This is a genomic window from Proteiniphilum sp. (assembly GCF_034927365.1).
Taxonomy (GTDB): Bacteria; Bacteroidota; Bacteroidia; order Bacteroidales; family Dysgonomonadaceae; genus Proteiniphilum.
The window spans coordinates 147960-162119 of sequence record NZ_JAYFQD010000001.1; the positions used below are offsets into that span (position 1 = coordinate 147960).

At 45.6% G+C, this 14160-nt stretch carries 8 protein-coding genes; 6 read left to right on the forward strand and 2 right to left on the reverse strand.

Translation table 11 applies throughout. The features are described from left to right. Positions 1–35 precede the first annotated feature (35 nt). Positions 36–1577, reverse strand: a complete 1542-nt coding sequence (locus tag VB073_RS00545) for a family 43 glycosylhydrolase (RefSeq protein ID WP_323402179.1) — start codon at positions 1575–1577, stop codon at positions 36–38. A gap of 466 nt (positions 1578–2043) precedes the next feature. Between VB073_RS00545 and thrA the strand changes: the two genes are divergently transcribed. From thrA to VB073_RS00565, 4 genes are all read left to right on the forward strand, one after another. Then, on the forward strand, positions 2044–4488 hold the full coding sequence (thrA, locus tag VB073_RS00550) for a bifunctional aspartate kinase/homoserine dehydrogenase I (protein ID WP_323402180.1): 2445 nt from the start codon (positions 2044–2046) through the stop codon (positions 4486–4488). Between the two features lie 207 nt (positions 4489–4695). Beyond that, positions 4696–5916, forward strand: a complete 1221-nt coding sequence (locus VB073_RS00555; RefSeq protein WP_323402181.1) for a cofactor-independent phosphoglycerate mutase — start codon at positions 4696–4698, stop codon at positions 5914–5916. A gap of 205 nt (positions 5917–6121) precedes the next feature. Further along, the gene (thrC, locus tag VB073_RS00560) at positions 6122–7423 is read left to right on the forward strand and encodes a threonine synthase (protein WP_323402182.1); all 1302 of its coding nucleotides are present in this window, start codon (positions 6122–6124) and stop codon (positions 7421–7423) included. Between the two features lie 84 nt (positions 7424–7507). Continuing rightward, on the forward strand, positions 7508–10396 hold the full coding sequence (locus VB073_RS00565) for a putative LPS assembly protein LptD (RefSeq protein ID WP_323402183.1): 2889 nt from the start codon (positions 7508–7510) through the stop codon (positions 10394–10396). A 33-nt stretch (positions 10397–10429) separates the two neighbouring features. On the opposite strand, the gene VB073_RS00570 is transcribed toward VB073_RS00565, so the two are convergent. Further along, positions 10430–11698: a replication-associated recombination protein A gene (locus VB073_RS00570; protein ID WP_323402184.1), complete on the reverse strand. Its 1269-nt coding sequence runs from the start codon at positions 11696–11698 to the stop codon at positions 10430–10432. A gap of 85 nt (positions 11699–11783) precedes the next feature. On the opposite strand from VB073_RS00570, the gene VB073_RS00575 reads away from it, so the two are divergent. Continuing rightward, the gene (locus tag VB073_RS00575) at positions 11784–12749 is read left to right on the forward strand and encodes a bile acid:sodium symporter family protein (protein WP_323402185.1); all 966 of its coding nucleotides are present in this window, start codon (positions 11784–11786) and stop codon (positions 12747–12749) included. Between the two features lie 52 nt (positions 12750–12801). Next, positions 12802–14112: a 1-acyl-sn-glycerol-3-phosphate acyltransferase gene (locus VB073_RS00580; RefSeq protein ID WP_323402186.1), complete on the forward strand. Its 1311-nt coding sequence runs from the start codon at positions 12802–12804 to the stop codon at positions 14110–14112. Positions 14113–14160: the final 48 nt, after the last annotated feature.

The window sequence follows — 14160 nt, forward strand, 5'->3', positions numbered from 1 at the left end:
GTTCTGTTATTTTTGTTGTTAAATGACAAACAATATCATTTTCTTTCGTTCTTCATTACAAATGAATCGAACCGGGCCGGTGCGCCATACTCTCCGATATGGATCAGTCCGGGCCGTGCGACCCTGTCCCAACGGACCAGGAAAGCCATATCCAACGGTGTTTCATTCACAGTGGTCCACGATTTTCCATCCCTGCTATAAGAGAAGGTAAGGAAGCACCCTCCCTCCACATCAATCTTAAAGTGAGGCTTTCCTTTTGCCATGACAGTCTCGAAGAGTACGGATTCAGTACCCTCCCTCACCGATTTCATCTCGATACGGTCATCCTTGATCCCTATGGTAACCAGATTCTTATCGTCGCCATACATCGTTAGCCCCTTGAAACTTTTATTCACATTGCTGACCTTGGTCTGATAACTATACCGGGATGCCTGCGGACGTAGGCAAAGTACCGTTCCATAGTCATTATCGGCTTTGGGATTACCGGTCAATACCAGTTCCCGTTTCTTCAGTGAGACATCTATATCTGAGAAAGGATAGTTCCATGTCCACTCTACCTTCAGTATTTTGCCGGAAAAATCATCCCTGAAATCGCCCTGTTTCTTCTGAACGGTGCCCTCAAACGGCACCGGCTGCCTGTTCACAGCCTTATTACCGGTGGTGAACCGAACCCAACCATCATCAGTCATCACCAGTTCATGCAGCACGGGTTGACGTCCCATGAAAAAAGCAGCACCCGACTGGTAACCGTGACTCAAATAGAAATACCGTCCATCGGGGGTATCCACCAGGGTGCCATGCCCCACGGAGATATAATCTCCTCCTCCACCGGAGAGAATGGGATTTTTATCATATTTTTCATAGGGCCCTTTAAAGCTTCTGGAACGTGCCACCCGCACGTCATAATCACTCGAAGGACCACAACAACTCTTTGCCGAATAGATAATATAATAGTAATCTCCATGCTTGAAGTGATGTTGGCCTTCCATCCCAATCCCTTCATCATCTTTCAACAATGAAAAGGGTTCGCCTTCCAGCCGGAGTCCGTCATCCGACAGCCGGCTGCCTAACAGTTCTATGGGGCGTTGGTCGAGACCGTAAGCCTTCCAGGAGATATATAACTGACCGTTATCATCGAATATAAATGCATCGATAGCTTCAGTACCGAGTTCTATAATAGGCCCATGATCCTGGAAACGGAGAGAAGTCCCTTCGGCAGAGGCCACTCCGATATAAGAGATATTGTCCGATTTTCGCCGGCCGGTATAATAACAGAACATCCTGCCATTATGATAATAAAATTCAGGTGCCCAGAACGATTGGGATGTCCATCCCGGTTTCTCCTCGAAAATATGCCCCTTTTGTTCCCAGTTGATCAGATCTTTCGATGTGAATACCGGGTAAATGGGAGCCCACTCAGACGATGTGGCTACCGTATAGTAGGTATCCCCCACCCTGATCACGGAAGGATCGGCCATATCTCCATGAATAACCGGATTTTCAAAAAAAGCTTTCTCCTGTGAAAATAAATGTAATGTTATAAAGACGAAAATGACGAAAAGAATTGATTGTTTCATATAACTATTTTTCTGACAGCATCTAAAATAGATCGAATAAATAACAAATTTTCCAAGATGCTTCCGATTACAACAGACAAAAATAACTATTATTTCTCTATGCCTGTTTCATTTTATCAATTATTCCCTTATCTTTGCAACAAATTCACAAGTGCTCAATGCAGAAATTGTATTCAACATACCTCTACACTACTTCTACAATGACCATGACCCCTTAGGGGGTCATGTAATTCTTCACACCCGGACTCGTCCGTTCTTTGACGAGAGACAACATTAGGAGTCAATATAGTATTTAACGACCGAATGGGAGTCAAACAACGTCAGATAACCAGGCAGGAGTCGAATTTATCCAACGACCGAACCGGTCTATTTCCACACAAAAAAATAGCTCAAAGAATATAAAGAAAAGAGGAAGTCTTCAGACTACCGTTTCTTTACTTCAGGTTTCTTAAAAAAATATAATTATATGAAGGTGATGAAATTCGGGGGAACATCCGTAGGGGATCCCGATAGCTTACAAAAAGTCAAGGAGATCATAGAACAAGAGAGAGAGCCGGTCATTGTGATCGTTTCGGCGCTGGGAGGTGTGACAGACCGTCTGTTACTGGCTGCCGATTTCGCATTGAAAGGCAACTCCGGCTATAAACCACTGGTCGAAGAAATAATCCTGAGACATACGGAGTTGATTGAAAAGATGGTAGACTCCCCGGAAGACAGTAAAGAACTAAAACAGAAGACCGGCCGGTTATTCGAAGAGTTGCGTAATATCCTGCAAGGGGTATTCCTTATCGGCGACCTGTCGCAGAAGACCTCCGACAAGATCGTCAGTTACGGTGAACGCCTCTCTTCATTGATTATCAGCAAGGTGATCGACAAGGCTCAGCTATATGATGCCACCCAATTCATCAAGACAGACAAGCAATTTCATAATCATATCCCCGACCTGACACGATCAAACGAACTGATCAGAAAAACCTTTTCCGAAATGCCGCCTCCCCATGTAGCGGTCGTACCCGGATTCATCTCTTCGAGCAACGACAATAACGATATCACCAATCTGGGAAGGGGTGGCTCCGATTATACGGCTGCCATCATTGCAGCCGCAATGGATGCATCGGTCCTGGAGATATGGACGGATGTGGACGGATTTATGACGGCCGATCCGAAGATCATCAACTCAGCCTATGTCATCGACGAGTTATCGTTCACCGAAGCAATCGAGTTGACCAATTTCGGTGCAAAAGTGATCTATCCTCCTACCATCTTCCCGGTTTATCACAAGAATATTCCCATACGGGTTAAAAATACCTTTCACCCGGAGGCTGAAGGTACTCTTATCCGGAATATCCAATCCTCCCGCAACGGAAAGATTATCAAAGGCATTTCATCGATCAACGATACTGCCCTGATTACCATCCAGGGATTAGGAATGGTAGGTGTTATCGGTGTAAACAAACGTATCTTCTCTTCGCTGGCCGACAACGGGATCAGCGTCTTCATCGTTTCCCAGGCATCATCGGAGAATAGCTCTTCTATTGGCGTGCGTTCACAGGATGCACTCCTTTCACAACAGGTACTCCGAAAAGAATTTGCCCATGAGATTAAAATGGGAAGTATCAACGATATTATCGTCGAATATGATTTGGCAACTATTGCTATTGTCGGTCAGAACATGAAGCATGTACCCGGTATTGCTGCAAAATTCTTCGGCGCTCTAGGACGGAATGGTATCAGCATTGTGGCATTGGCACAGGGAGGAGGTGAGACCAATATCTCCTGTGTGATTGCCAAATCCGATCTGAAAAAGTCTCTCAACGTGATCCACGACTCCTTCTTCCTCTCTCAATACCAGGAATTGAACCTGTTTGTCGTCGGTACCGGCACGGTGGGTGGCAACCTGTTAGAGCAAATAAGGCGACAACAAACTACTCTCAAGGAGCAAAACAAACTACGAATCAATATAGTAGGTATTGCCAACGGTCGTAAGGCCTTGTTTACCCGTGAAGGAATTCCGTTGGACGGCTATTTCGAGAACCTGATGACTAACGGTATCCAGAGCTCTCCCGAGCGAATCCGTGATGAGATTCTCAAAATGAATATTTTCAATTCCGTGTTTATCGATTGTACGGCCAGTACGGATATCGCAAAGCTATACGGAGAACTGATGGCTAAAAACATCTCAGTGGTTACTGCCAACAAGATTGCTGCCTCCTCCGACTACGAGAGTTACCGCCATCTGAAAGAAACCGCTCGCAAAGCAGGCGTGAAGTTCCTCTTCGAAACCAATGTGGGAGCGGGTCTTCCTATTATCAACACGATGAACTCACTGACCAACTCGGGAGATAAGATCGTAAAACTGGAAGCAGTGCTCTCCGGCACACTGAACTTTATCTTCAACACGTTAAGTAGAGATATTCCATTCAGCAAAGCGATCCGAATGGCTGTCGATGCCAGGTTTGCCGAACCCGATCCGCGGATTGACCTAAGTGGCCTGGACGTGACACGTAAGTTAGTGATCCTTTCCCGTGAAGCAGGCGCCGGCATAAACCAGTCGGACGTAAAGAAAAACCTCTTCGTACCCCAGAAATATTTTAACGGATCGCTGGATGAGTTCTGGCAGACCATCCCGGAGATGGATGCATCGTTCGAAGCCCGCCGGCAAGAACTGGCGAAAGAAGGCAAACGCTTGCGTTTCGTGGCATCGTATGACAACGGGAACTGTGAAGTAGGACTGAGGGAGGTGGAACAAGGACATCCTTTCTACGATCTCGAAGGGAGTAATAACATCATCATGATCACGACCGAACGGTATAACGAATATCCGATGGTGATCAAAGGTTACGGCGCCGGCGCCGGTGTAACGGCTGCTGGCGTATTTTCAGATATCATCTCAATTGCAAATATTCGATAGTTATTCGGCTGCGCCGTTATTCAGTAGTTATTCCCCGCTTTGCGGGATGATTCGGTAGTTATTCATTCACTTCATTCATGTTATTTCCCGTCTTGCGGGATAAATACAACCGAACAACTACCGAACAACAATCGAATAACAACTGAATAACAACTGAATAACAACTGAATAACAACTGAATAACAATCGAATTACAACCGAATTACAATGAAATATATAATAATCCTCGGCGACGGCATGGCCGACGAACCGATTGCGGCACTGGGAAACAGAACAACCATTCAGGCAGCAGCCACACCCTATATGGACCTGCTGGCAAAAAAAGGAAGGAACGGCCTACTACATACTGTTCCTGATGGGTTTGCACCGGGGAGTGAGATCGCCAATCTCTCGGTGATGGGATACGATGTCCCATCCGTATATGAGGGGCGGGGTGTGCTGGAAGCGGCCAGTATGGGTGTTAATATCCTGCCGGGAGAGATCGGAATGCGTTGCAATCTGGTCTGTCTCGATGACGACCTGCTGATCAATCATTCAGCCGGACATATCTCTACCCCTGAAGCTGCCGAACTGATCCGTTTCCTTGACAGTAAATTGGGAAACGACATATTCAGTTTCTACCCGGGCGTCTCTTATCGCCATCTGTTGAAAATGAAAGGCGGGGACAAAAGGCTTCGCTGTACTCCTCCCCACGATATTCCGGAACAGCCATACCGGCCTCACCTTATCCAGCCCGATTGTGAAGAAGCTGTACCCACTGCTGAAGCTTTAAACAATCTGATCTTTACTTCCCAGGAAATACTGGCAGGCCATCCCATCAACGCAAAAAGGATAGCCGAAGGGAAAGCACCGGCTAACAGCATCTGGCCCTGGTCGCCCGGATCGCGACCTAAGATGAGACCTCTCAACGAAATGTTCCCGATCGGAAGCGGTGCTGTAATCTCGGCAGTAGACCTGATCAGAGGGATTGGCGTCTATGCGGGGTTGGAAGTGATTATGGTGGAAGGTGCTACAGGCCTTTACGATACCAATTACGAAGGAAAAGCGGCGGCGGCGCTCAAAGCGTTGAAAGAAAAAGATTTCGTCTATCTCCACATCGAGGCGAGTGATGAAGCAGGACATGAAGGGGATGCTGCATTGAAAGTGAAAACCATCGAGTATCTCGATGCACGCATTGTCAAGACCATCTATGAAGAGACGTCACAATGGGACGAGCCGGTCACCATCGCTATCCTGCCAGACCATCCCACTCCTTGCGACATACGGACACATACCCGTGAGCCTATTCCGTTCCTGATCTATCATCGGGATATTGAACCCGACTGCGTGCAGGTATACGATGAGTTTGCGGCGAAGGAAGGTAGTTATGGCCTACTCTATGGCGACCAGTTTATGAAAGCAGTCCTTTCAAGGTGGATAGGTGGTTAGTGGAAAGGTGATTTGATGATTGAGAAGTGAAGAAGTTGAATTCATTCTTAATTCTAAAAATCCTAACTCTAAAAGTCTTAGTTCTAAATGTCTTGGTTCTAAATGTCTTGACTCTATAAATCTTGGTTCTAAAAGTCTTGACTCTAAAAATCTTGGTTCTAAAAGTCTTGATTCTAAAAATCTTGGTTCTAAAAGTCTTAGTTCTATGATCTATTACAGTACAAACAAAAAAGCTCCCATAGCCTCCTTGCAGGAAGCGGTAGTAAAAGGATTGGCACCTGACAGAGGGCTATATATGCCTGAAAAAATTGTTCGGCTTCCTAAAGAATTTTTCGATGAGTTGAAAAATTCAGGGTTGCAGGAGATCGCCAGAACTGTGGCGGACGCATTTTTCGGCGAAGATATCCCACGGAAACAGTTGGATGCTATCGTCAACGACACTTTGAATTTTGAGATACCACTCAAAAAAGTGGAAGAGCATATCTACGTGCTTGAACTATTTCACGGACCCACTTTCGCATTCAAGGATGTGGGGGCCCGCTTTATGGCAAGGATACTTTCCTATTTTGTCAGGGAGCGCCGGGAAGAGGTAAAAGTACTGGTGGCTACCTCAGGCGATACCGGCAGTGCGGTCGCTAACGGCTTTTTAGGTGTTGAAGGGATTAAGGTATTTGTGTTATATCCTTCCGGGAAAGTAAGTGAAACGCAGGAGGCACAGTTCACTACCCTGGGACAAAATATAGTAGCACTGGAAGTAGACGGTACGTTTGACGACTGTCAGGCATTGGTAAAATCAGCTTTTATGGATGAGGAACTGAATGCCAGACTGAATCTGACTTCTGCCAACTCCATCAACGTGGCACGTTTCCTACCGCAATCATTTTATTACTTTTGGGCCTACGCGCAATTATTACGGCAGACTGAATTCACAAAGACAGTGATATCGGTACCCAGCGGCAATCTGGGGAATCTCACCGCAGGACTTTTCTCCAGGCGAATGGGATTGCCGGTGGATAGATTTATTGCAGCCAATAACCGGAATGATGTTTTCAGGGAGTATCTGCAAACAGGGCAATACAGGCCCAGAGCATCCGTACAGACTATTGCCAATGCCATGGATGTGGGAGCTCCCAGCAATTTCGACCGTATCCTCGACCTCTACGGACATTCTCACGAAGCAATCACCAAAGAGATTTCATCGTATCGATATAATGACGAAGAGATTAAAGCGGCTATCAGGAATGTTTATCGCCAGCGGGGCTACCTGCTCGATCCACACGGAGCATGTGCTTACCTGGCACTAAAAGAAGGGAAAAGAGCAGACGAAACAGGCATATTCCTCGCCACTGCACACCCGGCCAAATTTGGAGAGACAGTAGAAGCATGCACCGGAATTCCCATACAGGTACCGGATGCACTGGCAGCTTTCACCCACAACAAAAAACAATCGATCCCGTTGCCGAATGAATTTGATCTGCTTAAAAAGGAACTAATCGGCCAGTCTTAAGTTTCTTTTTATTATTTTTGCTGCAAATTAATCCATTAATGTGTAGTTTTGCGTTCAAAACCATACGCTAACTGCTGATTCTGCATGAGGCAACTATTACGATATATACTTATATATTTTGTACTGATTCTCTTTCTGCAAAACTTCTTTGCATTCAAGGCAGTTGCAGCAGCAAGTCCGGCAGTACGAACCGTTTCATTGGGATCAATCCCCTATCCCGATATGGTCAAGGGATTTTCTTACGGAAAGGAAACAATTCGAGATACAATCGGTGGAAGAGATATTGGATTACCAATTGTATCCACCGACTCCCTCAAAATACCCAGACCTCAGTCCACCTCCTCGCAACCAGATTCACTCACAGCCAAACCCGACACCATCACTAAAAAACAGGTATTGGAAACATCCGTATTTTATACCGCTAAAGACTCTATGGTATTTACCGGTAATAATATGGGGTTCCTATACGGGGATTCGGATGTCAAATATGGGAATTTAGCAATCAAAGGTGAATTTATCACCATGGATCTGGACAGCAATATCATTTCATCTACCTTCGGAGTAGACTCCACAGGGAAAGAGTTTGGTTATCCTGTCTTTTCGGAAGGGGGAATGGAATATGAGATGAAAAAAGTACGTTATAATTTCGAGACCCGTAAAGCATTTATCCATAACGTGGTCACCCAACAGGGAGAGGGGAATATCGTAGCCAACGAGGCAAAGATGAATCCCGACAACTCTTTCTATATGCGGAACGCGATGTATACTACATGCGATCATCATGCCAATGGAAATGCCCATCCGCACTTTTACCTGAACCTCTCAAAAGCAAAGGTACGTCCCGAAAAGGATGTCGTTACCGGACCCGCCTGGCTGGTAGTGGCCGATGTTCCTCTTTTTCCGGTTGTACTGCCTTTCGCCTTTTTCCCTTTCACAAAAACATATTCGTCGGGTATTATCATGCCGAGTTACGGTGACGAAATGACTCGTGGGTTCTATCTTCAAAATGGAGGTTACTATTTCGCATTGAGTGATTATATCGATCTTGCCCTTACGGGAGAAATCTATACGAAGGGCTCATGGGGAGCCGGTATTCGCTCCAATTACCGTAAACGGTATAAATATTCCGGCAACTTGAATATGTACTATCTCAATACGGTCACCGGAGAGAAAGAACTGAAGAAGGTGGTACCGGACGCCTATTCCGAGGCGAAAGACCTGCGCATTAACTGGACTCATTCGCAGGACCCGAAAGCCAACATGTACCGTACTCTCTCGGCAAGTGTGAACTTCTCTACCAGTAAGAACAATCATAGGGATCTTAGTCGTCTCTACAAACGGGAAGCATCCAACAACACCAAAAGTTCGAGTGTGAACCTTACCCAACGTTTCCCCGACTCACCATGGAGCATGTCGGCCACGATGAGTGTCAACCAGGTATCACGCGACTCCACCATTGCCGCTACACTACCCAACCTATCCATCAATATGAGCCGTGTCAGTCCTTTTAAAAGAAAGAATATGGTAGGTAGTGAACGATGGTATGAGAAAATATCGATGAGTTATTCAGGTGAATTCCGTAACTCCATCACTACCAAGGAGGATAAATTTCTGAAAGCAAACATCATAAAAGACTGGACAAACGGTATGCGTCATAACATTCCGGTAACTGCAACCTTCACCCTACTCGACTTCATCCAGATATCACCTTCGTTCAATTATAACGAACGTTGGTACACCGGTGCACATAAACAAGCCTGGGACCCCATCGCAAAAAGACATGTCGTAGTGGATACAATACACGGATTGAAGCGTGTATATGACTATAGCACCTCGATCAGTGCACAGACAAAGCTCTACGGGATGTATACACCCTGGAAAGTTTTCGGGGATAAGGTACAGGCAATCCGACATGTATTTTCTCCCAGTGTCAGTCTGAGTTATCGACCCGACTTCGGCGATCCGAGATATAACTTCTTTGAGACCTACAGCTATAAAAACGAATACGGTGAAGATGTGGAATATACCTATTCCCCCTACTCCACCATGATGTTCGGAACCGCCCCCACAGGGCAAAGTGGAAATATCAATTTCGATTTCAAGAATAACCTTGAGATGAAAGTCCTTTCCGATAAAGATTCGACAGGAGTCCGCAAGATCAGCCTGATCGATGACCTCGGGATTAGCTTCGGTTACAACATGATGGCCGACTCCATGAAATGGAGTGATATCAATACCAATGTCCGTCTGAAATTATCCAAATCCTATACGCTCAGCCTGAATGCCATCTGGGATCCTTACCTCTATGAACTGGATCATAACGGAGCTCCCCAGAGGGTAGATAAACTGAGGGTTTTCAATGGCAGAGGCTTCGGTAAACTGAAGAGCACCGGCACATCTTTCTCTTACTCCCTGAACAAGGATACATTCAAAAAATTGTTCAACCGAGGTGACAAATCCACCGAAAAGGAAGAAGAGCCTGATAAGAGCAACTTGCCGGACGATGGTACGATGGGAGCAAATCCCTACGAAGAAGGGGGTAGAAGAAGTATGATGAGTCAATCTGATGAATCTGCAGGGGAATTTGACAGTGACGGTTATTTGAAAAACGACATAAACTGGAATATCTCGATTAACTATTCTTTACGATACAGTTACGGAGAATTCAACAAGGAACGTCTGGAATATGAGGGTAAACTCACCCATAATTTTGGACTAAGTGGCTCCATGCAACCAACCAAAAACTGGAACCTCACTTTCAATACCGATTATAATTTCGATCAGAAGAAATTTACCAACATCAACTGTACACTCACCCGTAATCTACATTGCTGGAACATGTCAGCCAGTTTTATTCCTATCGGCCCTTATAAATCCTATAATTTCACTATTCGTGCCGAATCCTCATTACTGCAGGATTTGAAGTGGGAACAGCGTAGCTCACCTTATGATCGTGGAGCGAGTTGGTATTAAATAAAGTGGACAGGTGATAAGGAGGAGAGGTGATTATTTATTCCTCCCCCAGAGTTTTTTCATTAAATCATCCATTTTCGATTCGGCAGGATTAGTTTGAGGCTCCCACAAACGACTATTCTTCAACTCTTTAGGAAGATAATCCTGCTTCACGAAATTATTCTCATAATCGTGTGCATATTTGTATTCCTTCCCATAATTGAGCTCTTTCATAAGCGAGGTAGGTGCATTGCGCAGATGTAACGGTACGGGCAGGTTGCCGGTCTGTTCTACTACAGCCATAGCGTTTTCAATGGCCATACAAGAGGAATTACTCTTAGGGGAAGCGGCAAGATAGATGGTTGCTTCCGCTAATACAATACGTCCTTCCGGCCAGCCGATCTTTTGCAACGATTCGAAACAGGCATTGGCCAACAGCAACGCATTAGGATTCGCCAGACCGATATCTTCAGCAGCCGAGATGACCAGTCTTCGGGCAATAAACTTGGGATCTTCCCCACCTGCCACCATCCGGGCCAACCAATAGATTGCCGCATCGGGATCACTACCCCTTATCGATTTGATAAAAGCAGAGATGATATCATAATGCATCTCCCCTCCCTTGTCATAAGCGGCCGGATTCTCCTGCAACCGTTCTGTCACCATCTTATCGGTGACTTCAATTGCCTCATCACTGTCGGATGCCACCGTCAAATCCAGGATATTGAGTAACTTCCGGGCATCACCTCCCGAGAAACGAAACAATGCATCAGTCTCTTTAATTTCTATTTTTCTCTCTTTGAGGATAAGGTCTTCCGTAAGCGCCCGATTCAATAATTGTTCCAGTTCTTTTTTCTCTAACGGCTTTAACACATACACCTGACAACGGGAAAGCAACGGGCGGATCACCTCAAACGAAGGATTCTCAGTGGTGGCGCCAATCAACGTGACAACACCCGTCTCCACAGCATTTAACAGTGAATCCTGCTGTGACTTGCTAAAACGGTGGATTTCGTCGATAAAGAGTATCGGGGCTGCGGATTCAAAAAAGCGGTTATTTTTTGCCTTTTCAATCACTTCACGGACGTCCTTCACGCCGGAATTGATGGCACTCAACTTGTAGAAAGGAGCTTTCAATGTGTTGGCAATGATATTTGCAAGGGTGGTTTTACCTACGCCGGGAGGACCCCATAGAATGATGGAGGGGATTCTCCCCGAGTCAATCATCCGTCGCAATACCGCCCCCTTACCGATCAGATGTGATTGTCCGATCAGTTCGTCAAGATGTTGCGGCCGGAGCCGTTCGGCAAGAGGTGTACTCATAGAAAATTCTGTTTAGATGTACTACAAAGTTAGTATTTCTTAGAGGAAATGCTAACTTTGCAACTTAAAATCAATCAGTCATTCAATGCAATTTACTCCATTACTCTCCCTTTTCGGGAATCTGGAACAACTCGACACGATCCGACTGAACTTTAATCAGGAGAGTGTCAATCTGATGAATATAGCCATTGCCTTCATCATGTTCGGAGTGGCTTTAAGCATTAAATCTCAGCATTTTAAAATATTAATATTCAACCCTAAACCGGTGTTGCTCGGAGTCATTGCACAGTATGTACTGTTACCGGCACTCACTTTTCTGCTGGTAATCATCCTGCGTCCCAGCACAGCCGTGGCGATGGGGATGATCCTCGTGGCTGCCTGTCCCGGCGGTAATGTATCGAATCTCATCTCCTCCATATCAAAATCGAATGTTACCCTGTCAGTCAGCCTGACGGCTATTACCACCGTCATGAGCCTCTTTATGACCCCTTTCAATTTTGCTTTCTGGGGTGGACTTTACGCCAAACATTCACCCCTGTTGGTACCCATTTCAATCGATCCTGTGGAGATGTTTCGAACGGTCTTCCTGATACTGGGAATACCGGTAATCCTGGGCATGTTCGTAGGAATGAAATTCCCGAAATTCACAAGAAAAGTGGATAAATCGGTACAAGCCGCTTCTGTCATCTTTTTCGTGGGTTTCATAGTAGCGGCGCTTGCCGGGAATTTCGACCTGTTCCTCCGATATATCCATCTGATATTTTTCCTGGTACTCATTCATAACGGTTTGGCCTTCCTAAGTGGATACCTATTACCCAAATCACTGAAAGTAAGTGAAATAAATTGCAGGACCATTTCTATCGAGACCGGTATCCAGAACTCCGGATTAGGGCTAGCACTGATTTTCAACCCAAGGATATTTCCACCGGAACTGCACCTGGGAGGAATGGCTTTTATTGCTGCATGGTGGGGCATATGGCATATCGTTGCCGGACTACTGCTGGCATTTTACTGGAGAAGACGAGTGATCACTTCCGCCGTAATACAATAGAACAATCCACATCAGTCATCATTATTTCGTTCAATCCAAACAAGCAACCTATATGTTATACCGTTACGATTTCCGCTATACGCTGGCCAAGATACCGGTGAATACTGCTCTCCGACTGAACTTCAGGAAGTTGGTTTTCATTGGCAAAAAGGAAAATGTATCGAAGAAAAGGGCTGTCATTTTCGCACCCAACCATCGCAATGCATTGATAGATGCATTGATGTTGGTTTTCTCCAGCTATCACCTAAAACAGATCGTCTTCCTGGCACGTGCCGACATTTTTAAAAAAAGCTTTGTGGCATGGTTACTGAGAGGGTTACGTATCATGCCGGTCTTCCGTATCCGTGATGGGAAAGATAATCTGGACAAGAACAACGAGATCTTCGACAATGCCGCACGCATCCTGCGGAAGAACAATCCGCTCGCGCTCTTTCCCGAAGCAAGGCATAATCCCAAACAGTCGTTGCTTCCCATACAAAAGGCTGTTCCCCGCATTGTGCTGCCCACCGAAGCCTCTGTAGACTTTCAACTGCGAAGCCAGATCGTTCCCGTCTCCATCTACTACCGGGATATCTTTGGTTTCCTGTCGGATGCTTATGTCACTTTCGGTACCCCCATTGAGGTATCCGATTACAAGGATATCTACAATGAAAACCCCACACTGGCGATCAACCAGTTAAGACAAGATCTGGAGACACGGCTCAAGTCGATGGTGGTAAATATATGGAATGATGAGTTTTATGACGAGTATCTCCACGCTATTGACTGGAATGGCGACCGGATCGCACAGGAGAAATTTTCTGGAAGAAAAGATGGCTTTTTACAGGCAGCCCTCCATATCGTAAGGAGGTTGGATGAGATGTACGAAAGCAATCGTGCCTTCTTTGATGAAAAAATAGCCGCTTTTCGGGAAGCCCTCATTATCCTGAGAAAACACGGTCTCAATACAAAAGACCGTCTCCGGGAACCATTTCCCGCATGGAATATTTTTACTTGCTTGATAGGGCTTATCCTCTCGTCACCGATAGCATTATTAGGATTTCTGAATGGTATCTTCCCCATCCTCATCAATAAGAAATTATCGGGTTTGTTTAAGGATAGACAGTTTATCCCGTCGGCAAGATACGCATCAGGGCTCTTCTTTATCCCCATATTCGACCTGATCCAGTCGCTCATCCTCGGAGCCGTAACAAAGAACTGGCTCCTTACACTCGGTTATTTCATCCTGATGCCGGCCACTTTCTATTTTGCCCTCTACTGGCGCAAATGGTGGAAAACCACCCGGCGCGATCACAAAGTACAGCTGTTTAAAAAGCAGCACCCGAATACATGGAGACGGGTGCTGGAACTTATTCGATTGTAATTCGGTTGTTGTTTGGTTGTGATTCAGTTGTTACTACCGAATAACATG